The organism is Arthrobacter sp. KNU-44 (assembly GCF_051843155.1).
Taxonomy (GTDB): domain Bacteria; phylum Actinomycetota; class Actinomycetes; order Actinomycetales; family Micrococcaceae; genus Arthrobacter.
Window position 1 is genome coordinate 3079362 of record NZ_JBPXNG010000002.1, and the last position, 21875, is coordinate 3101236.

Annotated in this window: 18 protein-coding genes and 3 pseudogenes; 15 read left to right on the forward strand and 6 right to left on the reverse strand. The window is 64.2% G+C overall.

Annotated features, from left to right (window positions below; all coding sequences use genetic code 11):
• Positions 1–183 precede the first annotated feature (183 nt).
• Positions 184–1596, reverse strand: a complete 1413-nt coding sequence (locus ACSVHC_RS15440) for an isochorismate synthase (RefSeq protein WP_437771170.1) — start codon at positions 1594–1596, stop codon at positions 184–186.
• Positions 1597–1722: 126 nt separating this feature from the next.
• Here ACSVHC_RS15440 and ACSVHC_RS15445 point away from each other — a divergent pair, with 126 nt between their 5' ends.
• Genes ACSVHC_RS15445 through ACSVHC_RS15455 form a run of 3 tightly spaced genes read left to right on the forward strand, consistent with a single transcriptional unit; the run spans position 1723 to position 4993 of the window.
• Positions 1723–2499 (forward strand): demethylmenaquinone methyltransferase, encoded by a 777-nt coding sequence (locus ACSVHC_RS15445; RefSeq protein ID WP_437771169.1) that lies wholly within the window; start codon positions 1723–1725, stop codon positions 2497–2499.
• A gap of 22 nt (positions 2500–2521) precedes the next feature.
• Entirely contained in the window at positions 2522–3880 is a 1359-nt protein-coding gene (locus tag ACSVHC_RS15450) for a geranylgeranyl reductase family protein (protein ID WP_437771168.1), read from the forward strand.
• 9 nt (positions 3881–3889) lie between these two features.
• Positions 3890–4993 (forward strand): polyprenyl synthetase family protein, encoded by a 1104-nt coding sequence (locus tag ACSVHC_RS15455; protein ID WP_439181079.1) that lies wholly within the window; start codon positions 3890–3892, stop codon positions 4991–4993.
• A gap of 706 nt (positions 4994–5699) precedes the next feature.
• On the opposite strand, the gene ACSVHC_RS15460 is transcribed toward ACSVHC_RS15455, so the two are convergent.
• Positions 5700–6125 carry a hypothetical protein gene (locus ACSVHC_RS15460; RefSeq protein ID WP_234748940.1) on the reverse strand — a complete coding sequence of 142 codons (426 nt, stop codon included), beginning with the start codon at positions 6123–6125 and terminating at the stop codon, positions 5700–5702.
• A gap of 13 nt (positions 6126–6138) precedes the next feature.
• Entirely contained in the window at positions 6139–6810 is a 672-nt protein-coding gene (locus tag ACSVHC_RS15465) for a trimeric intracellular cation channel family protein (RefSeq protein WP_437771166.1), read from the reverse strand.
• Positions 6811–6873: 63 nt separating this feature from the next.
• On the opposite strand from ACSVHC_RS15465, the gene ACSVHC_RS15470 reads away from it, so the two are divergent.
• The 10 genes and pseudogenes from ACSVHC_RS15470 to ACSVHC_RS15515 all read left to right on the forward strand — a co-directional run bounded on the left by ACSVHC_RS15470 (position 6874) and on the right by ACSVHC_RS15515 (position 16945).
• The gene (locus tag ACSVHC_RS15470; RefSeq protein WP_437771165.1) at positions 6874–7572 is read left to right on the forward strand and encodes a sirohydrochlorin chelatase; all 699 of its coding nucleotides are present in this window, start codon (positions 6874–6876) and stop codon (positions 7570–7572) included.
• Between the two features lie 132 nt (positions 7573–7704).
• On the forward strand, positions 7705–9450 hold the full coding sequence (locus tag ACSVHC_RS15475; protein WP_437771164.1) for a nitrite/sulfite reductase: 1746 nt from the start codon (positions 7705–7707) through the stop codon (positions 9448–9450).
• Entirely contained in the window at positions 9447–10163 is a 717-nt protein-coding gene (locus tag ACSVHC_RS15480; RefSeq protein ID WP_437771163.1) for a phosphoadenylyl-sulfate reductase, read from the forward strand. The genes ACSVHC_RS15475 and ACSVHC_RS15480 overlap by 4 nt, the downstream gene beginning before the upstream one ends.
• Complete coding sequence (gene cysD / locus ACSVHC_RS15485; RefSeq protein ID WP_437771162.1) at positions 10160–11140, forward strand: sulfate adenylyltransferase subunit CysD; 981 nt, start codon at positions 10160–10162, stop codon at positions 11138–11140. Before ACSVHC_RS15480 ends, cysD begins: the two co-directional genes overlap by 4 nt.
• Positions 11140–12606 carry a sulfate adenylyltransferase subunit 1 gene (locus ACSVHC_RS15490; protein ID WP_437771161.1) on the forward strand — a complete coding sequence of 489 codons (1467 nt, stop codon included), beginning with the start codon at positions 11140–11142 and terminating at the stop codon, positions 12604–12606. The genes cysD and ACSVHC_RS15490 overlap by 1 nt, the downstream gene beginning before the upstream one ends.
• Before the next feature lie 273 nt (positions 12607–12879).
• A complete protein-coding gene (locus tag ACSVHC_RS15495; RefSeq protein ID WP_439181080.1) occupies positions 12880–14034 on the forward strand; it encodes an ABC transporter substrate-binding protein in 1155 nt (384 codons plus the stop codon).
• Positions 14035–14146: 112 nt separating this feature from the next.
• The gene (locus ACSVHC_RS15500; RefSeq protein ID WP_437771159.1) at positions 14147–14884 is read left to right on the forward strand and encodes an ABC transporter ATP-binding protein; all 738 of its coding nucleotides are present in this window, start codon (positions 14147–14149) and stop codon (positions 14882–14884) included.
• On the forward strand, positions 14874–15824 hold the full coding sequence (locus ACSVHC_RS15505) for an ABC transporter permease (protein WP_437771158.1): 951 nt from the start codon (positions 14874–14876) through the stop codon (positions 15822–15824). Before ACSVHC_RS15500 ends, ACSVHC_RS15505 begins: the two co-directional genes overlap by 11 nt.
• Positions 15825–15859: 35 nt before the next feature.
• Positions 15860–16108, forward strand: a pseudogene (locus ACSVHC_RS15510) (LLM class flavin-dependent oxidoreductase); the annotation flags it as partial.
• Positions 16109–16363: 255 nt separating this feature from the next.
• Positions 16364–16945, forward strand: coding sequence for a hypothetical protein (locus ACSVHC_RS15515; protein ID WP_439181081.1), 582 nt, complete (start codon positions 16364–16366; stop codon positions 16943–16945).
• A gap of 253 nt (positions 16946–17198) precedes the next feature.
• On the opposite strand, the gene ACSVHC_RS15520 is transcribed toward ACSVHC_RS15515, so the two are convergent.
• Both ACSVHC_RS15520 and ACSVHC_RS15525 read right to left on the reverse strand, forming a co-directional pair.
• On the reverse strand, positions 17199–17693 hold the full coding sequence (locus ACSVHC_RS15520) for a hypothetical protein (protein WP_439181082.1): 495 nt from the start codon (positions 17691–17693) through the stop codon (positions 17199–17201).
• Positions 17694–17920: 227 nt separating this feature from the next.
• Complete coding sequence (locus tag ACSVHC_RS15525; protein ID WP_439181083.1) at positions 17921–18211, reverse strand: hypothetical protein; 291 nt, start codon at positions 18209–18211, stop codon at positions 17921–17923.
• Positions 18212–18645: 434 nt separating this feature from the next.
• Between ACSVHC_RS15525 and ACSVHC_RS15530 the strand changes: the two are divergent.
• Positions 18646–18753: pseudogene (locus ACSVHC_RS15530) on the forward strand (YobI family P-loop NTPase); the annotation flags it as partial.
• Positions 18754–19321: 568 nt separating this feature from the next.
• On the opposite strand, the gene ACSVHC_RS15535 reads toward ACSVHC_RS15530, so the two are convergent.
• Positions 19322–19861: an RDD family protein gene (locus ACSVHC_RS15535; RefSeq protein ID WP_439181084.1), complete on the reverse strand. Its 540-nt coding sequence runs from the start codon at positions 19859–19861 to the stop codon at positions 19322–19324.
• A gap of 483 nt (positions 19862–20344) precedes the next feature.
• On the opposite strand from ACSVHC_RS15535, the pseudogene ACSVHC_RS15540 reads away from it, so the two are divergent.
• Positions 20345–21609 (forward strand): annotated as a pseudogene (locus ACSVHC_RS15540) (IS110 family RNA-guided transposase).
• The last annotated feature ends 266 nt before the right edge of the window (positions 21610–21875 follow it).

The following is a 21875-nucleotide window of genomic DNA, read 5'->3' on the forward strand; positions in this document are numbered from 1 at the left end:
AGTGGATGCGAAACTAATCGGTTCATAGTGTAGCGCCGAACATGAGATGTGCGTCACAGAAAACTAAGTTTTACTATTGGATAACCTACCAAGCAAAAAATCAAGCCCCCCAACGTGGCTATTGTCTCGCACCCCAGACAGTTGGGAGGGTAGGTTTCGAACGGAATCCTCGGGTTTGGGGGCTTAGTTGCTAATCCCCAGCGACTCGAGCATCGGCCGGAACTTGGCCCAGGTCTCGGCCAGCTCGGCGTCGGGAACCGAGCCTTCAACGATCCCGCAGCCCGCATAGAGGCGCACGGTGGTGGGACTTTCGATGATCGCGCCGCGCAGTGCGATGCCCCACTCGCCGTTGCCTGCGGCGTCGAGCCACCCGACCGGTCCGGCGTAGGGCCCCCGATCCATGTGCTCAAGCTCCCGGATCAGTTCCCCGGCAATCAAAGTAGGCGTGCCGCACACGGCGGCGGTGGGGTGGAGCGCGTTGATCAGGGCCAGGCATGTAGGGACATGTCCCTCAATATCGGCGAGCTCGGCCTTCACGTCCGATGCCAGGTGCCACACATTGGGCAGTTCCAGGATGAACGGTTCGCTGTGGGCGTTCATGGCTTCGGAGAAGGGTGCGAGCTGCGTGGTGAGCGATTGGATGGCGATCTCGTGCTCGTGCCGCTGTTTTTCGGAACCGGCCAGCACGCGTTCGGCGTATTCCATGGGGGAGCCGCCCATTCCTTCGGCGTCGCGACGGTCCAGCGTGCCGGCCAGGACCCGCGCTTGTGCAGTGCGGCCCTCCACCTGGATGAGCATTTCCGGCGTCGCTCCCACCAAGCCGTCGACGCCGTATGTCCAGCATTCGCGGTAACGGCTGGCCAGCTGCCGCAGGACGTTGGCGGCGTTGACGCCGTCGGGCAGTGTCGCCACGACGTCGCGCGCCAGGACCAGCTTCTCCAGCTTTCCGGTCCGGATTTCCGCGACGCCGTCGGCCACGGCCTGCTTCCAGGCGGTTTCGCTCAGCGAGCCGCTCTCGAGTGTCACCTTCCCGTCACCCAACTGGCTCGCATTTGTTGTCGTTTTGGGGCTTCTAAACGACAACAACTGCGAGTTAGTTGGGTGCCCGACGCCGGAGCCTGCCGCCGCCGTGAGCTCACCGGCCGCTGACTCGCGTTCCTCCGACTCGCCGCCGAGCCAGCCCGCCAGGGCGGCCAGGGCGCCCGCCTCGGTGAGTTCGACGTCGTCGAGCGTCAACTGGGTGAGCCATGACTGCCCATCCCGGATCCCGACAACAATTTCCGGAAGGATCAAGCGGGACTCGAAGTCGGACGTCTTGGAGAAAGCAAAGGAGCCAAAGGCGACAGGGCCAGTGCCGGGGAGCTCAAGGGGATCCGTGACGTCGGCCTCGATGACGAGGTGGCGCCACCAGATGTCGCCCTCGAGAAAGCGATCGGGCCCGGAAGCGGTGAATCGCGCGAGTTCGCCAAAGCCCACCAGTCCGTTCTCGCGGCGGGACCAGCACAGGACGTCGTCCCGGACCAGAAATGACGGCAGTCCCCCGGAGGATGAATCAACATCGAGGGGGACTGTCAAGGTGCGGAGCGTACTGGTCATGATGGAACAACATTACTCCCGCGGGCAACGGTAGCCGTGCTGGCCGGAGCGGGAACCCGGGCCGGACCGGCGCCGGACCAGAGCGCCCCGAAAGTTCTTCCCATATTTGTCTGAGACAATTGCAGGGTGAACCGAGCATCCTTGGAAAAGCGTCCGGACGAAGTTGCGACGATGTTTGACGATGTCGCCCCCAAATACGATGTCGTCAACGATGTCCTGTCCATGGGGCAGACCCGGCGTTGGCGCCGCGTCGTCGTGGATGCGATGGATGTTCGGGTAGGCCAAAAGGTCCTGGATCTCGCTGCCGGTACCGGCACATCCAGCGAACCGTACGCCGACGCCGGAGTGGACGTTGTGGCCTGCGACTTCTCGCTCGGGATGCTGAAGGTCGGCAAGCGCCGCCGCCCCGACATCAATTTCGTTGCCGGGGACGCCACCAAGCTGCCCTTCGCGGACAACTCCTTCGACGCGTGCACCATTTCCTTTGGCCTGCGCAACGTCAACGAACCACACAAGGCCCTCGCGGAGATGTTCCGCGTCACCAAGCCGGGCGGACGCCTGGTTATCGCCGAATTCTCGGCCCCCGTGGTCCCCCTCTGGCGGACCATGTACACCGAATACCTCATGCGTGCACTGCCCGCCATCGCCACCAAGGTCTCCTCCAACCCGGACGCCTACGTGTACCTCGCCGAGTCCATCCGCGCCTGGCCGGACCAGGACCACCTGGCCGCGTGGCTGCAGGAAGCCGGTTGGACCGACGTCAACTACCGCAACCTGAGCGGCGGCATCGTCGCGGTGCACCGCGCCCAGAAGCCCGGAGCCGAACACCGGGAAAGCGTTCCCCTGGCCAAGCTGCGCCGCCAGATCAAGCCGCGGCGCCAAGCCGGCGATCAGTCCCGCTAACCGGCCCATTAACAAGGACGCTGTGAACGTACTGATAGTCGGCGCAGGGCCAGCCGGGTCCACCGCCGCGTACTACCTTGCCCAGGCGGGCATTTCCGTGACGGTTCTGGAAAAGACCGCTTTCCCGCGTGAGAAGGTCTGCGGCGACGGCCTCACTCCCCGCGCGGTCCGCGAAATCCAGAAGCTCGGCCTCCCGCACGCCGAGGACGAGGGGTGGCGCCGGAACAAAGGGCTCAGGCTCATCGCCGGCGGCCGCACCATTGAATTGCCGTGGCCCGAGGTCGCCGATTTTCCCACGTACGGACTCATCCGTACGCGCCTCGGGTTCGACGAGGAGCTGGCCAGGCACGCCCAGTCGGCGGGCGCCGTCGTGCTTGAACGCCACAGCGTCACCGAAGCGCTCCGTGACGACGCCGGGCGGGTGATCGGCGCCCGCGCCGCCCTGCTCGACGACTCCGGACGCAAGACGGGCGAAACGCGCGACTTCCATGCCGACGTCGTGCTCGCCGCAGACGGCAACTCCACCCGCACCGCCGTTTCGCTTGGCATGCACAAGCGCGACGACCGCCCGCTCGGCGTCGCCGTCCGCACCTACTTCACCTCGCCGCGCCACGACGACGATTGGATGGAAGGCTGGCTCGAGCTCCCTGGCAAGTCCGGCAAGCCGCTGCCCGGCTACGGTTGGGTTTTCGGCGTCGGCGACGGCACGTCCAACGTTGGCCTCGGGATCCTGAACTCCTCCAAGGAATTCGGCAAGCTCGACTACAAACAGGTCCTGCGCGAATGGACCGCCGGCATGCCGTCCGAGTGGGGCTTCACACCCGAAAACCAAGTTGGCGAGATCCGCGGGGCCGCCCTGCCCATGGGCTTCAACCGTACCCCGCACTACTCGCCGGGGCTCATGCTCCTGGGCGACGCCGGCGGCATGGTTTCCCCGTTCAACGGCGAGGGCATTTCCTACGCCATGGAGTCCGCCCGCTTTGCCGCCGAGTTCATTATCGACGCCAGCTCGCGTTCGCGTTCAGCGGGATGGGGATCCGGGACGGAGGCTTCCAGAGCCGCCGACGCGCACCTTTCGCGGTACGCGGACTACGTGCGGGACCAATGGGGTTCACACTTCACCCTGGGCAGGGTCTTTGCCGCCCTCATCGGTAAGCCCGCCGTCATGAAACTCGCGCTACGGACGGGCATGCCCATTCCGGTGCTGATGCGCTTCGTGGTGCGGATGCTCGCCAACCTCACCGATGCGTCCGCCAAGGGTTTCGAGGACCGCGCCATCCGCGTCCTCGAGATGCTGGTTCCGGCCACGTCCAACACCACATCCACCGCCGCTTCCACCCGCGTCGGCACCGAATCAACGCTTTCCTCCGCGAAAAGTTAGGGTTAACCCGTGACTCACTCTGCCGAACACAGTTGGACGCATGCCGGGCACGGCTTGCCGGACGCTGTCGAACCCGCTCCCACCACTACGGCGATCGCCACTGGCCTGCAGCTTCCTGCCGGTTTTGCGGCTATCGCCAAGGACGTGGAGTTGGGTCCTGCCATCACTACGAACCTTGCCCGCGTGGAAAAGAAGCTCCGCGAAGCAATTGCCAACTCGGATCCCTTGGCTGACGCAACGTCGCGTCACTTGGTGGAAGCCGGCGGCAAGCGCATCCGCCCGTTGTTGACCCTCCTGTGCGCCCACCTCGGCGACGCGTCCCGTCCGGAAGTGGTCCAGGCCGCCGTCGTTGTTGAACTGACCCACCTGGCCACCCTCTATCACGACGACGTGATGGACTCGGCGCCCTACCGCCGCGGAGCCCCCACGGCCCACGAAGTCTGGGGCAACTCGGTGGCCATCCTCACGGGCGACCTGATCTTTGCCCGCGCCTCGATCCTGGTGTCCGAACTCGGGTCGCGTGCCTTGGGAATCCAGGCCCGCACCTTCGAACGTTTGTGCCTCGGGCAGCTGCACGAAACCGTGGGCCCGCGTGAAGGCGAGGACGCCGTGGAGCACTACCTCTCCGTCATCGCCGACAAGACCGGCTCCTTGGTTGCGGCCTCGGGCCAGCTCGGTGCCATCTTCGCCGGTGCTGACGAAGCCTTCGAAGACGTGCTGGTGGAGTACGGCGAGAAGGTTGGCGTGGCCTTCCAACTGGCCGACGACGTCATCGACGTCACGGGCGTCAAGGTCAAGTCCGGCAAGTCCCCGGGGACAGACCTCCGCGAAGGCGTTCCCACTCTGCCGGTACTCCTGCTCCGCAAGGCTGCAGACAACGGCGACCACTCCGCCGTCGAACTCTTGAAGCTGGTCGATGGCGATTTGACCTCGGATGAAGCCCTGGCCCTCGCCGTCGCCGGGCTGCGCGAGCACCCCGTCACTGCCGAATCCTGGGTGATTGCCCGTCAGTGGTCCGCTGAAGCCATCGAAGCCTTGAAGCCGTTGCCCGAAGGCGTGGTCAAGGAGTCGCTCACGAACTTCGCCCACGCCGTTGTGGAGCGCGCCAGCTAGTTTGGTTGCCCCGTAGACCCAACTAGCTCGCAGTTGTTGTCGTTTTGAGCGCTCATAACGACAACAATTGCGAGCTAGTTGGGTGGGGCCGGGCTTAAATGCAATGGCCCCGGTTCCTTGCAACGCTACGAGTCACGCGCTGCAACGAACCGGGACCATAATCTCCGTTCGCATCAGACCCACCGGAGGCATTTAGTGAATCCGGTTACAGCTTATGACAACTTTGTCATGGGTGCAACTTTCCCGGTCAAAGGGTTTTCTGGAGTTTGTTGGGAATTTGGCGTCGTAATCTCCCCACCTTTGCTGGCTTCTCCGACCGTGCCATCCGAACAGCGGTTGCTGGAGGCGAGATCGTGCGGCGACGCTGGGGCGTGCTGGCCTTGCCCGTCGCCCGGGAGGACATCGTCGCAGCCCTCAGCGCAAACGGCCTGCTCGCCTGCGCATCCGGGGCCCGGCACCATGGCATCTGGGTTTTGCATGAGCCCCGGACCAACCTTGATTACCTCCGGGAGAGGGTACCGGGCAAGCGGAACGGGGCGGCCCGAAAGGTGCTCCCACTTGTCGACGATTCGGCAGACTCTCCGATCGAGGTCGTGGCGCGGATACTTTTCCGGCAGGCAGGAATCCACACCGAGACGCAGGTCGAATTGCCCGGAATCGGCATTGTGGACTTCTTGGAGAAAGCTCCGGCTCCCCCCAAAAACCCTCAGTCTTCTTCGTCGCTGAAAGCCCAGTCGAACATGTCGAACACGAACTCGGAGAAGGTGCCTTCTTCGGATTTCCACTGGCCGCGGGCGTTGTTGCGGCGCCACACGATCGGATCGGGGACGCCGAGGTCGCCTACCCGGAAGCCCCAGGTGAACTGCTCTTCTTCGTCCTCGAGGAACATGAGGAAGCCTTCGTCGTCCACTTCGAGCTCTTCGGGGTCCCAGAAGTAGTGGTAGGCCTCCATGAGGTCCTCGCAGCCACCGAGGGCGAGGTAGAACTCGCGCAGCACCATGGGAATGGTGAACGTGTGGGCGGACAGGGCCTCGTCCAGCTCAGCGGCGGACAGCCCATCTTCTTCCTGCCATTCGTCCTCGAGATACTTCGGTACAAGCGCGCGGAACTTCTCGAGGAACATGTCAGTCATGCTCCCATCCTAGCTAATCGCGGCCACGTGATTCGGCGCCCGGGGAGACCCCGGCGCGGTGCCATCCCCGGACCGCCAAAGGCACCCGCCAACCCCAACGCCAAGCCACCACCCGGAAGGCGAAAACCCAGGCGGCAATGACCCCGGCCGTCACACCGTTGAAGGCTCCGATGTTCCAGAGGAGTGCGGTCAGGGCGGCTCCCGTGAAGGCCGGCAGGGCGTACAGGTCCCGGGCATTGAAGAGGGTGGGAATTTCGTTGGCCGTGATGTCGCGAAGCAAGCCGCCGCCCACGGCAGTGGTGACGCCCAGGAGGATTGCAGCCACCGGATTCATCCCGGCGGCCAGTGCTTTGAGTGTCCCGGTGATGCAGAACAAAGCCAGCCCGCCGGCGTCGAACAGGGTCAAGAGGGACGTGAAGCGCTGGATGCTCGAAAACAGGAAGTACACCAACACTGCGGCCAACAGGGGCGGCACGAGATAGACCGGATTGGTGAACGCGGCGGGTGGGCCGGTGTTGATGACGATGTCGCGGATGACACCGCCGCCCAGGGAAACCAGCGAAGCCAATAGCAGCGAGCCGATGATGTCGAACTGTTTCTTGGCCGCGAGTAAGGATCCGGACACGGCGAAAAAGAAGACGCCGGCCAGATCCAGCCATACCAGCGCAAGGTCAAAAGTGAACAAATGCAGCTCCATTCTTCGTTCACAGACGGGCGATCATGCTCGCCCAACGTTACGCTTGCACGCATGAACAGCCCCGTCTTGATCGCGTGCGCCCACGGAACCCGGAACGTCGAAGGGCAAGCCGCTATCCGCCAGGTCATGGCCGAGATTGAGGCGCTCCGGCCCGGCCTGACCGTTGTCGAGGCCTACGTGGACGTCCAGGAGCCCGAGTTGGGCGGCGTGGTGGCCGCACTCCCGGAAGGCACGCCCGCCGTCGTCGTTCCTTTGCTGCTCAGTACCGGCTACCACGTCAAGGTGGACATCCCCAAGGCGATCAAGTCCCGCCCGGAGGTGTCCGCGGCGCCGCCGCTGGGGCCGGATCCGCGGCTCGCAGAGTTGCTTGCCGCACGGTTGCGCGACTCGGGCCTGGGCGACGACGACGGCGTCCTGCTCGCCGCCGCGGGCTCATCGCTACCGGACGGTTCCGTCGATTCGGAAGAGCAGGCGCGCCAGCTCGCCGAGATGCTTCCCAACAAGGTGCGCGTCGCCTATGGCGCCAGTGCCGAACCGAACGTGCCCGACGGCGTCGCGGCCTTGCGCGCCGAAGTCACCGAAGACGGTGGCCGGGTGGTGGTGTCCTCGTATCTGCTGGCCACGGGCTACTTCCACGACCAGCTGTCCAAGGCCGGGGCCGACGTCGTGACGGCACCGCTGCTGCCTTCTCCGGTGCTCGCGAAGATCGCCCTGGAACGCTACGACGCAGTGGTTGCCGCGAGCGCTTAAGCGGGATTTTCGAATGCACAGCGCGGCCAGGTGAACAAGGCCCGACGGCGGTTCGTGACGAAATATTTCCCGAGGTGACTCTTCGTTTCTGCGTCGTTGTTGGAGAAATCTGGCCAGCCCTACAGTCGATGCATGACTGATACAGCTCTAGCCGGAGCGTCTGCGGACGAGGCTGCCTCCAAGCGCCCGGCCCGCACCGCCCGTCCTGCCGCGAAACCCCACGGCCAGTGGAAAGTCGACGGCACCGCGCCGCTCAACGCCAACGAAACCTGGAAGCAGGAAGACAACGGGCTCAACGTCCGCGAGCGTATCGAGTCTGTCTACTCCAAGCACGGCTTCGACTCGATCGACGGCACGGACCTGCACGGTCGCTTCCGCTGGTGGGGCCTGTACACCCAGCGCAAGCCCGGCATCGACGGCGGCAAGACCGCCACCCTTGAGCCGCACGAGCTTGAGGACAAGTACTTCATGCTCCGCGTGAGGATCGACGGCGGTGCGCTCACCACCGAGCAGCTGCGCGTCATCGGCCAGATCTCCGTAGACTTCGCCCGCGGCAGCGCCGACCTGACCGACCGCCAGAACATCCAGCTGCACTGGATCCGCGTGGAGGACGTGCCGGAAATCTGGCGCCGCCTCGAATCCGTGGGCCTGTCCACCACCGAGGCTTGCGGCGACGTCCCGCGTGTCATCCTTGGCTCCCCGGTCGCCGGCATCGCCAAGGACGAGATCATCGACCCCACGCCGCTGATCCACGAACTCGCAGAGCGCTTCATCGGCGACCCCGAGCTCGCCAACCTGCCGCGCAAATACAAGACCGCCATCACCGGCCACCCCTCGCAGGACGTTGTCCACGAGATCAACGACTTCGGCCTGGTCGGCATGGTCCACCCCGAACTCGGCGTCGGCTATGACCTCTGGGTGGGCGGCGCGCTTTCCACCAACCCGATGCTCGCCAAGCGGCTCGGTGCGTTCGTGAAGCCCGAGGAAGCCGCCGAAGTATGGCTCGGCGTCACCAGCATCTTCCGCGACTACGGATACCGCCGCATGCGGACCAAGGCACGCCTGAAGTTCCTCCTTGCGGACTGGGGTCCCGAGAAGTTCCGCCAGATCCTCGAGGACGAATACCTCGGTTTCAAGCTTGCCGACGGCCCCGCAGCGCCCAAGCCTTCAACTCCGGGCGATCACGTCGGCATCCACGAGCAGAAGGACGGCAAGTTCTTCATCGGTGCCACGCCCTTGGCTGGTCGCCTCTCGGGCAGCCAGCTCGTGAAGCTCGCGGACACCCTCGAGGCACGTGGCTCGTTCCGCCTGCGCACCACTCCGCACCAGAAGATTGTTGTGCTCGACGTCGCCAAAGAGCAAGTGGAACCGCTCGTCGCCGATCTGGACACCCTGGGCCTCTCCGCCCGCCCGTCCGTGTTCCGCCGCGGCACCATCGCCTGCACCGGCATCGAATTCTGCAAACTCGCCATCGTGGAAACCAAGGTCACGGCAGCCACCGCCGTCGCTGAACTGGAACGCCGCATGGCCGACCTCGCGGACAGCGGTCAGTTGCCGCAGGCACTGTCCCTGCACATCAACGGCTGCCCCAACTCCTGCGCCCGCATCCAGACTGCGGACATCGGGCTCAAGGGCATGATGCTGCCAACGCCCGACGGCGACCCCACCCCGGGTTTCCAGGTCCACTTGGGCGGCGGGCTGGCTTCGTCCGACCGCGAAGAAGCAGGCCTCGGACGCACCGTGCGCGGCCTCAAGGTTTACGTCGAGGACCTGCCCGATTACGTAGAGCGGGTAGTCCGGAAGTTCGTGGCCGACCGCGCCGAAGGCCAGACCTTCGCCGAATGGGCACACTCCGCAGATGAAGGAGATCTCCAGTGACCGCCACAACCGAGCTCCGCTCCCACGACGAACTCAAAGCGCTCGCCGAAGCCGGTGCCGCAGAGCTCGGCTGGAACGCGCCCGCCCGCGACGTCATCGCCTGGGTGGCCCGCAACTTCGAACTGCCCGCCGTCGCCGTCGCCTGCTCCATGGCCGACGCCGTGCTGCCGGCCCTCGTCGCGGACCAGTTTCCCGGCGTCGACGTCCTCTTCCTGGAGACCGGCTACCACTTCCCGGAAACCCACGCCACGCGGGACGAGGTCGCCGCGAACCTGCGCGTGAACATCGTGGACGTGCTCCCGGAAAACACTGTGGAGCAGCAGGACCGGCTTCTCGGCAAGGATCTGTTTGCCCGCGACGCCGCCCAGTGCTGCGCGCTCCGAAAGGTCCAGCCGCTGCGCCGGACCCTCGCCGGCTACGAAGTCTGGTTCACCGGAGTCCGCCGCGACGAGGCCCCCACCCGGACCAACACCCCGCTGATCACGTGGGACGAGACCAATGGCCTGGTCAAGGTCAACCCGATGGCCGACTGGAGCTTTGACCAGCTGGTCCAGTACTCCGAAGACAACATCCTTCCCGTCAACCCCCTCCTGAGCCAGGGCTACCCGTCCATCGGATGCCAGCCCTGCACCCGCAAAGTGGCCCCGGGAGCGGACCCCCGCTCCGGCCGCTGGGCAGGAACCGACAAGACAGAATGCGGACTACACGTATGAGCATCTACACAACCAACGAGGACCTGGAGTTGTCTGTGCTGGAAACCGACGCTGCTGAGACGCCGACTAGCTTCGAACCCCGCGCACGCTTGTCCAGCCTGGATACGTTGGAGTCCGAGGCAATCCACATCATCCGCGAGGTTGTTGCCGAGTTCGAGAAGCCTGCGCTGCTGTTCTCCGGCGGCAAGGACTCCGTGGTGATGCTGCACCTGGCCACGAAGGCGTTCTGGCCGGGCAAGGTGCCGTTCCCGGTGCTGCACGTGGACACCGGCCACAACTTCCCCGAGGTCATCGATTTCCGTGACCGCACGGTGGAGCGTCTGGGCCTCAAGCTCGTGGTTGGCTCCGTCCAGGAGTTCATCGACCGTGGCGAACTTGCCGAGCGTGCCGACGGTACCCGCAACCCGCTGCAGACCGTGCCGCTGCTGGATGCCATCCAGCGCAACAAGTTCGACGCCGTTTTCGGGGGCGGCCGCCGCGACGAGGACAAGGCCCGTGCCAAAGAACGCATCCTAAGCCTGCGCGACGAATTCGGCCAGTGGGATCCCCGCAACCAGCGCCCCGAATTGTGGAACCTGTACAACGGCCGCCACACAGTGGGCCAGCACGTCCGCGCGTTCCCCATCAGCAACTGGACCGAGCTGGACGTGTGGCGTTACATCGAACGCGAAGGCATTGAGCTGCCCGGCCTGTACTACGCCCACGAGCGCGAGGTTTACGAACGCGACGGCATGTGGCGCGCGGTCGGCGAGGTTTCCATGCCGAAACCGCACGAGGAAGTCATCACGAAGCTCGTCCGCTACCGCACTGTGGGCGACATGTCCTGCACCGGCGCCGTCCTTTCCGACGCCCGCACGGTTGCCGACGTCGTCGTCGAAGTTGCCGCATCCACACTCACCGAACGTGGCGCCACCCGTGCAGATGACCGCATCTCCGAGGCAGCCATGGAAGACCGCAAGAAGGACGGCTACTTCTAATGAGCACGATTTCCACAAGCTCAATCACCGAGTCCAACGCGGGCCCACACCGGCAGGGTTCCCTGGCCGAGCGCAGCGAGGTTAGGGTGCCGGTGGGGACGCTGTTCCGCTTCGCCACGGCTGGATCTGTCGACGACGGCAAGTCCACCCTGGTGGGCCGCCTGCTGCACGATTCCAAGGCGATCCTTGCCGACCAGCTCGACGCCGTCGCCCGCACCTCAGCGGACCGTGGCTTTGGCGGAGCCGGCGCAACAGGCAGCCAAGCGATCGACCTCGCCCTCCTGACCGACGGTCTTCGTGCCGAGCGGGAACAGGGCATCACGATCGATGTCGCCTACCGCTACTTCGCCACCGACCGCCGCAGCTTCATCCTCGCGGACTGCCCCGGCCACGTGCAGTACACCAAGAACACGGTGACGGGCGCGTCCACTGCGGACGCCGTCGTCGTACTCATTGACGCCCGTAAGGGAGTCCTCGAGCAGACCCGCCGCCACCTGTCAGTGCTGCAGTTGCTTCGCGTGGCGCACGTGATCGTCGCTGTGAACAAGATCGACCTCGTGGACTTCAGCGAGTCCGTCTTCCGCGAGATCGAGACGGACGTGCAGAAGGTTGCCCGCGAGCTTGGCTTGGGCAGCGACGGCATTGCCGACGTCGCAGTCATCCCAGTGTCGGCGCTCGACGGCGACAACGTCGTGGACCGCTCGGACCGCACACCTTGGTACAGCGGCCCGGCCCTGCTCGAGGTCCTGGAAACCCTTCCGGCCGCCGACGAGCTTGAAAGCCACCTGGAGAGCTTCCGCTTCCCGGTCCAGCTGGTCATCCGCCCGCAGGGCGCGCTGGCTCCCGACGCCGTCGCCGCAGGGCTCGACGTCGGAGCGTACCGCGACTACCGCGCCTACGCCGGCCAGATCACGGAAGGAACCGTGAAGCTTGGCGACAAGGTAACCGTCCTGAGCCCGGGCCACGAGCCCCGCATCACCACCGTGACGGGGATCGACTTCGCCGGCAGCGAGCTGGCTGAGGCTACTGCTCCGCAGTCGGTGGCGATCCGCCTGGCCGATGAAATCGACATCGCCCGCGGAGACACCATTGCCGCAGCAGGGACGGTGCGCGAGAGCTCGGCCGACCTGTACGCGGCGCTGTGCTGGCTTTCGCCCAAGCCGCTGCGCGAAGGTGCCAAGGTGCTCGTGAAGCACGGGACCCGGACCGTCCAGGCACTCGTCCGCAATGTAACGGGCAAGCTCGACTTGGCCACGTTCAACGTTGAGGCCGCCTCGAGCCTTGAGCTGAACGACATCGGCAACGCCCAGCTTCGACTGGCCGCGCCCTTGCCCTTGGAGAACTATCTGCACCACCGCCGCACGGGCGCGTTCCTGGTGATCGACCCCGTGGACGGCAACACCCTGGCCGCCGGCCTGGTGAAGGACCACCCGGGCGACCACGAGGACGAACGTTACGTCATCTGACGTTCTCGGTGACTGGAACCGCAGCTTGTTTCCCAAACCCCGACTTCAAGGTCCGGGACGGGAAACAAGCTGCGGTTTTTTGCGTTGGGGCCGGCCGAATTATGACGCCGCATGAACGTGCGTGACCCCGGGTTTCCGGGTCATTGAACGGCAAATATGACAGTCCCTATGGTGAATCCATGACCTCTTCGGATTGGTCCTTGCCTGCCCTCCCGGGGCGATGTCGCAGGGCCTGACAAACGCCCAGCCCCTTCACGCACTCCAAGGATCAACATGTCAAACACCCCAGAACCCACGCCGCCCGCCTCGAACCCGGGAACCACGCGCATCGTCGCCGGCGAGAGCAACAAGTCCAAGCGCCGCCGCGCGCTCGAGATCGGCATCGCCGTCGGACTCGTCCTGCTGATCGGTGCCGGCGCCGCCGTCGCATCGGTTGTGGCCAAGAACAACGAAACCCAGCCGGCCGCGGCAACGACGCCCGCCGCCGAACTCCGGCTCGGCTACTTCGGCAACGTCACCCACGCCCCCGCGCTGGTGGGCGTCAGCAAGGGCATCATCGCCAGCAAGCTGGGCAGCACCAAGCTCACCACCCAGATCTTCAACGCCGGGCCGGCCGCGGTCGAGGCCCTGAACGCCGGAGCGATCGACGCCGCATACCTTGGCCCCAACCCGGCCATCAACTCCTTCGTCCAGAGCAAGGGCGCATCCATCAGCATCATCGCCGGCGCGGCTTCCGGCGGAGCCCAGCTGGTGGTCAGGCCCGGCATCAACTCCGCCGCGGACCTCAAGGGCAAGACCCTCGCCTCCCCGCAGCTGGGCGGCACCCAGGACGTGGCGCTGCGCGCCTGGCTGGGCAAGCAGGGCCTGAAGACCAACCCGAACGGCGGGGGCGACGTCGCCATCAACCCGACCGACAACGCCCAGACCCTCAAGCTCTTCCAGGACGGAAAGCTCGACGGCGCGTGGCTGCCCGAGCCTTGGGCCTCACGTCTGGTGGTCCAGGCCGGAGGCAAGGTCCTGGTGGACGAGAAGGACCTCTGGGATAAAGGCGCGTTCCCCACCACGATCCTGATCGTGAGCAAGAAGTTCGCCGCTGAACACCCGCAGACCGTGACCGCCCTGATCCAAGGCCACGAAGCCTCGGTCAACTGGCTCAACACCGCTTCGGCCGCCGACAAGGCCACGGCCATCAACGCCGCCCTGAAGGCGACCGCGGGCAGCACGCTCCCGGCCGACGTCATCGACCGCTCCCTGAAGAACATCACTTTCACCGTGGACCCGCTCGCTGGAACCTACAAGAAGCTGCTCCAGGACGGGGTCGACGCCGGCATCACCAAACCCGCCGACATCAACGGCATCTTCGACCTCCGCGCCCTCAACAGCGTGACCGGGCAGAAGACCTCGGCCGCAGGACTGGGCCAAGACTGAACCGCCAAGGCCCAACTGACTCGCAGTTGTTGTCGTTTTGAAGGCTCATAACGACAACAACTGCCAGTCAGTTGGGAATTCAACAACGAAGCAACGAACGAAGGACGGGACCATGCCAGTCGTACTGGAACACCTGGGTAAACGCTTCGGCGACGGCGCCCCGGTGCTGGACGACGTCAACGCCACCATCGAGCAAGGCGAGTTCGTCGCCCTGCTCGGTGCGTCCGGCTGCGGCAAATCCACCCTGCTGAACATCCTCGCGGGGCTGGACCAGCCGACGTCGGGCGCCCTGGAGGTGCCCAGCGACGGTGCCGCCTTCATGTTCCAGGATTCAGCGCTGTTCCCGTGGCTCACTGCCCGTGGCAACATCGAACTCGCGCTGAAACTCGCCGACAAGTCCGGCAGCCTGAGCAAAGCGTCGCGTGCTGCCCGTGCGGGCGAGCTGTTGGACCTCGTCCATTTGGGTGGCGCGGGGGACAAGCGCCCCCACGAGCTCTCCGGCGGCATGCGGCAACGCGTCGCCCTGGCCCGCGCTTTGGCCCAGGACCGGCAGCTGTTGCTCATGGACGAACCGTTCGCTGCCCTCGACGCCATCACCCGTGACCTTCTGCACGACGAGCTAGAGAGGATCTGGAAAGAAACGGGCCGCACCATCGTGTTCGTGACGCACAACGTGCGCGAAGCCGTCAGGCTCGGCCAGCGGGTCCTCCTGCTGTCCTCCCGTCCGGGACGGGTCGTGGCCGAGTGGAACGTCACCGAGGAACACCGGACCGACGCCGGCCGTGCCGGGGAGCTGACCGGAACCATTACCCGCCGCCTGCGCGAGGAGATCCGCCGCCATGCCAATTGAACAAGAGACCCGGCTTGCCGAAGGGGAAACTGCAGAGCAAGCTCCGCAGTCCCGCCACATCACCTCGCCGTCCCTAAAGGGAAACCCGGACGAACTCCGGGATCTCGAGGCCGGCCTGGACAAGCTGCAGTCGGACGCCCACCGCAAGGCGCACATCGACTGGACCCGGGTCATCCTCCCTATTGCGGCGCTCCTGGTCCTCATCCTGGCATGGCAGTTCTACGTCTCCCTCGGTTTCAAGCGCCGCGACCAGGTTCCCGGGCCGCTTGATGTCCTAGGACAGTTCGGTGCCCTCTGGGCCGAAGGCAAAGCCCAGGAAGCCATCTGGACCTCACTTCAGCGCGGCGTCATCGGCTTCCTCATCAGCGTTGCCGTGGCTACTCCGGTTGGCCTGCTCCTGGCACAGGTGCAGCCGTTGCGCCGTGCCTTCGGCCCGCTCATCTCCGGGCTCCAGGTGCTGCCGTCGGTTGCCTGGGTTCCCGCGGCGATCATCTGGTTCGGGCTCTCGGACGGCACTGTTTACTTCGTCGTCCTCATGGGTGCCATCCCGTCCATCATCAACGGGCTGATTTCCGGCGTGGACCAGATTCCGCCGCAATACCGGAGCGTCGGCAAGGTCCTCGGGGCCTCGCGACTGCAGATGGCCTTGCAGATCGTCCTGCCGGCGGCCCTCCCCGGATACCTGGGCGGCCTCAAGCAGGGCTGGGCGTTCTCTTGGCGTTCGCTCATGGCCGCCGAAATCATCGCAGTGGGCGGCACCATCGGCTTCGGGCTCGGTTCGCTCCTGGACCAGGGCCGCACCTTGTCCGACATGGCCACGGTCATGTCCGCGATCCTCGCGATCCTGTTTGTGGGCATCCTGATCGAACTCGTGGTCTTCGCCCCGATTGAGCGCCGCCTCCTGTTGCGCCGTGGCCTGCTGGCGGGGAGCACGCGCTAAGGAATTCCCGGGCCCACCCCGTGGTTGATGCGGGCATGAAACGAATCGGTTTTCTTTCCTTCGGCCATTGGGGACCCGTCCAAGGCTCGCGCACTCCTTCGGCCGGCGACGCCTTGCTCCAAGGGATCGACCTTGCGGTTGCGGCCGAGGAACTCGGCATCAACGGAGCCTTCTTCCGCGTTCACCACTTTGCGCGCCAGCAGGCCTCGCCGTTCCCCTTGTTGGCGGCCATCGCGGCCCGGACCAACCGGATCGAAATGGGCACGGGCGTGATCGACATGCGTTAGCACATGTCGGGGTTATGACACTTGTCAGAGCCCTGATTTCCTGGATTCGGTCGGGACTGCTGAAGTTTTAGTTGAAGTGTCAATTAAACCTTCAGCCCTCCCGGCAATTGCCCTCTTTCCTAAGAACTGAGGCGGTACAAGCGCGCCGCGTCTTATGGCTACTGGGCTGGCTGTGCTGATATTGTTCATGAGCTCAGGGCGTGGTTGAACGACTGAGGACACGCAAAGATTTGGGGAAAAGCCTTGACGGTGATGGTTGAACATGAAGCTGATTTTGATGTCCAAAAGCCGAAGCGCACTGCCAGCCGTTGGCTTGCAGTCCTTGCAGGGCTTGCAGCAGTCACAGCGCCCGGTGTGTTCATAAAGCTTGGAATGGTACCCGTTGCCGAAGGTGTGCTGATACTGGCTCCGGCGCTGTTTTATACAAGCCTGCTCGCTTCAGCTAGCACAGGGACGACTTGTGCGCGGTGGTGGTACCGAGCTGTCGGCTTCATCATGTGGGTCCCCTACTACTTCTTGTTTGCAAAGGCAATGCCGGATCAGTTTGTATCCATAGTGCTGAGCTTGGTGGGTCTCGCCTATTGCCTCTTGGTGGACGCCTTCACGCCTTCCTGCACCGGCGAGCCGGTAAGTTGGAAGAAAATTCTTAAAGAACCCGATTTCACGTTGATTAAGATGACCGGAACAGTCCCGACGGGTCTGACCGTGAATCAGAAGCCCGGCCATTTGTCGGGCATACCAGCCACTGCAGGGTCTTTCACTCTCAGTATTTGGGACGCGAAAGCAGAGTGCATTCGAGACGTAACTTATAACGTGACCGTGGCCGGCCCCTAGCCCAAGGCGACTACCTCTGCGCAGACGGCTGATTCAGCGAAGTCCGGCAGCAAGTACCTAATCATCAAAGGCTAAATTCGCTTTTGTTGAGAGTAATCGATCCGAGGCTCCCCCAAGGGCTTATTTGCCCTTTTGCGGCCGTGGATGCGGCGTGGGCTTGGTGCCGCTGCCGCTCTTCGAGATGCTGGTTAGCGTGGACGGCAGCTGGATCTTAGGCCGGGGGTCCGGAGGTGGCTTCGGCATGTGAGTCCTCCTAGATCTTCTTGAACTCGTGAAGCGTTGAAATAATCATACTGGCGGTGAGGGCCACGACGAGGAACGAGTAGCCCCACGTGATGGTCCTGCCGAGGAACCTCAGGTGGTCGGCGTCGTCGTCGAGCGACTTGGCGGAGTCCATCACGATGCTGTACCGCACGCTGTAGGCGTCAGCTACCAATCGCTCATTGATGAATTTGGATGCCATGGCGTCCTTGCCCCGCTTGGGCACGAGCGAGAACAGCCCGATGACGGCCGAGGTGGCGCCAAGTAGCACACTGATGTATTGCCATGGGGTTGCCGGCTGACTGGCTTGGACGACGCTCACTACGCCGGAAGCCGTCACCAGGAGGGATCCCCTAGTGTGCATGCTGGCGATGCGCTGGAGCAGCAGTGGCCGCTCGCGGGCGATTTCTTCCTGGATGAGGGTCAGCTGCTCGGTTGGCTCCGCTGGTTCCTCTTTTGCGAACGGGAGTCGCAGTCTGAACGCCATGCCCCGAGACTATCGCGGGGAGGGTGCCGATAGCTGGACCAACGCTGCGCGATCCGCAGCGCAGCAAGGCAGAGCTGAAACATGAGAAGCGACGTAAGGGAGAGTCCAACTCGTTCCAGACCCACTCGAATGATGACACCCAATTTACGTCAGCCAGTACGGCGTTCAATACTGAAGGAACAGTTGGAAGCGGATGGATCGATGCTCTGCCGTGCCACGTCGGAAGGCTATTCCAGCGTCGGAAGCTCCATCCGGGCCAGCCTCGTCACCGCTTCGGGCGTCGGCCGGTCTCGCTGCTCGTCGAGGGCGACCCTCAATTGCGCGGCCCGGATCCCACGGCGCAAATACAGAGCCATCTCACGCCGGGCCTCCGGATCTCTCCGGAGCTTCCCATCCGGCGTTCTCAAGGTATCGAATGGGGACAGCAGTTTCGGCGGTGTACGCTGCGACAGCCGCACGACCGCTTCCGGCGTCTGACGTCCCTGGAGTTCGTCCAAGGTGACCCGAAGTTGGGCCATTCGGATTCCCCTCCGTATCCGCAGGATGGTTTCTTCCCTTGATTCTTGGGCTTCCTCATGAGTAGCAGACATTGGCGCGCCCCTCTCTGCAGGTTGCGTCCATCATTTCAGAGAGGTCCACCACAGCCAAGGCACCAAAGCTCGACGATGGGGCCGCCGCGCCCAGCACGTTTCTACGCTGGCCGGCCAAGGCAACTCCGCACGGACTGCGTGGAGCAAACCGCGGCGCTTTCCGGCCGCCAACGGATGGTCTATCGTCACATAGCAAGGCACATTTTGGCGTGACGGGGAACAGACAATGGCCGCACCTGCAGGACCTTCCGAACAGCACGAGCACGGCGACACAGCGCGCCCGGTCTGCAGGACGATCGCAGCATTGTTCCTCGCCTTGGAGAGCGTGGAGGGCGACGTCTCGCCGCAACTAGCCCGGTCTTTTCTTCGAAGTTGTCGACGCGGACATAGTCACCTTCGAAGATATCGACCGCTTCGAGAACGCGCATATCTTCGCGACGTTGCGGGCACTTAACGCCATCCTGAACGCTCGGAGGAGTCGGTCCCTCCCAGGACTGATCAAGAACCTCCGAGATGCCTTCATCCCAGTCTTGGAGCAGTTGAGGGAGCTTCATGTCGTGCCCGCAAGGTCACGGGCCAACAGAGAGCCGATGGGCCGACGCTATCGTCGTGGTCGAGCTACCGCACCCAGAGGGGGATCGTCGTCTACCGGATACGGGCCAATAGTTGCGGCACGTCGGACCGATGTGAAGCAGCCGGGACTAATCCGCCGCCACCGCCCAGAACCGCTCGATTGCTCCGGCACTTTTCCGGAGACCCGGAGCAATCGAGCGGAAGGGAGCGGATGACTCCCCCGGAAAGACGGGTTTTTCATCGGGGTCATCAGCCCCCGGGCGACCCCTCGATCTCCGGCGCTTATGACCCCGTGGCTGGAGCAGCGCATCGAGACGGCGAAAGATGCCCCAATCTGTATGGGTCGATGCGTCCTTGAAGCGAACGAAGGATGCTAGGAAGTCACCAGCGACCCTGGCAAGATGAGCGTCTCGAAGAAGTCGAGACGGTCGAGCCCGGTGGATAGTGTCAATACAGGCCTCTTCACTATCGCGTCGCGGCAACTGACTGACGTGCTTCGACGACCAGCGTTCCGGCCATTCTGTCGTGCCAGCCCTGACGCCGACCGCTGGAATCAAAGGTGGGCGACAGGAGCACGAGCGCAGCCCCGAGTTGTCCAAGGAAAGGAATGAGGGCGCCGAGACCCGGTGCCAGCCAACGCAGGAACGCATTGCCGAAGTTTGGTTTCATCCCGTCCTCTGCACGGATGATCCGCGCGCCGACGATCATCTTGCCCACCGTACGGCCCCAGAAGGTAACCATGAGTATTTCGTACAGGTAGCCGAGGACCGCAATGAAGGTGAGCGACGCCAACGGACTGAGACCGCTTAGTGAGTAGAATGCCCCCGACCCGCCAGTGGCCACAGCCACCATGATGGATATGTACGCCACGACCGCAATCACCACGAGAACAATATCCAGCACCCGGGCAAGAGCCCGTTGCCCGATCGACGCCAGCTTGACCACGCCAAGGCTGGCGACTTCAACGTATTCGGTCGTCTGGCGCGCTACGGCGGCAACCGGCACGAATCCTCCGTTAGACGTCTTGTCGTACATCGAGTCGGCAGACGCACCAGCAGGGGGGGTTGTGACCCGGTGATGACGGCCCGGGAACCGTGCCGGGCGTCGATGTGGCGACTGATCCATTGGCCAACGTCGCACCGCAGGATGAGCAGAATCTGCCCAGCCCGGCTTCAGCACCGCACTCTGCACAGAATTTTTGGCGTGGCTCCGCCGGTGAAGCCCCAGTCTCGGGCGAGGTAAAACTCATGACACTCTTCTCCGTAGTTGAAACCTGAGTCGGGGAAGCAGCATGCCGGTGGCTAGCCCCGTTACCTTTCTCGTAGCCCGATCCTGTTGCAGGATGAGGGTGTGCTGGCCTGCCGGCCCCGGCATGATTGCCGCCCCCAGTCGTAAATGATCCGGGGGGTGTTGTCACCGGGGTCCGGTAGGTGCCGGAGAGACCGCTAATAGAGGCAGGACAGGTTGGGATCGTCGTGCGTAACGTGGATGCCGGGCTCTGACACCGCGGACAGTCCAGCACAGGTATCAGCCGCTGCGACTGGGAGGTATAGGTGATCGGAAACCACGAAAGCATCGATGTCTTTATCGGCCTGGACGTCGGCAAGGGCGAACACCACGCCGTTGCCTTGGACCGGGCAGGTAAGAAGCTCTTCGACAAGGCCTTGCCCAACGACGAGGTCAGGCTGCGCGAAATCCTCGATTCTTTGAACAAGCACGGCAGCATCCTGCTCGTGGTTGACCAGCCAGCGACGATCGGTGCGTTGCCGGTCGCAGTTGCCCAGGCCGCCGGTGTCACCGTCGGATACCTGCCCGGACTGGCGATGCGCCGGATCGCGGACCTACACCCTGGCGAGGCTAAAACCGACGCCCGGGACGCGTTCATCATCGCCGAAGCGGCCCGGACCATGCCCCACACCCTGCGCTCCATCCAGATCGCCGACGAACAGCTAGCGGAACTGACCATGCTCTGCGGCTTCGACGACGACCTTTCCAAACAGGCCACCGCGACGTCGAACAGGATCCGCGGCCTGATCACCCAGATCCACCCGGCCCTGGAGCGTGTCCTTGGCCCGCGCCTGGACCACCCGGCCGTGCTGGATCTGCTGCGAACCTGGCCGACCCCCGAAGCCCTCCGCCATGCCGGCCGCCGCCGGATCGGTAACAGGCTCAAGAAGCTCGCACCCCGGATGGGCGAACGCCTCGCCGGCGAGATCATCGCCGCCCTGGACCAGCAAACGGTCACAGTCATCGGGACGAACGCGGCCACCATCGTCCTGCCCCAGCTTGCCCGGATGCTCGCCGACATCCGCGAATCACGGGACACCGTCTTCACGCAGGTCGAAGCCCTCGTGGAGGCCCACCCTCTTCACCCGGTCCTGACGTCACTCCCGGCGGTCGGCGTCAGGACCGCAGCACGCATCCTCACCGAGATCGTCGGCAAAGATTTCGCCACCGCAGGGCACATGGCCTCCTACGCAGGCCTCGCTCCGGTGACCTGGAGATCCGGGACATCCATCCGTGGCGACCACCCATCCCGAAAAGGAAACAAGATCCTCAAAAGAGCCCTGTTCCTGTCGGCCTTCGCAGCCTTGAAGGACCCGCCGTCGAGGGCCTACTACGACAGGAAACGCGCCGAAGGCAAACGCCACAACCAGGCCCTCATCGCCCTCGCCCGCCGCCGCTGCGACACGCTCTTCGCCATGCTCAGAGACGGCACGTTCTACGAACCACGAACGCCCTCAGCAACTTGACGAAAACCATAGAGGCACCCCCGACTCAGGAAAACCACCGCTAGAAGCGTCTTTTTCTAATGACCTGAGGGAAACTTAGCAGGAATCAGCAGACATCCTGAGCAAGGAGAGATGATGCAGGAGCGAATTTCGCCCGGACGGCTCTACCCGGCGATCATCTCCATGTGTCGGGCACGAGTGGGATCCGCCATGCCTGCACAAATGGGAACGGGTAGTTCGCATACTGCAGTCACGGCCTCGGAAGCGGGCGGAGTCATTTCGTCCAG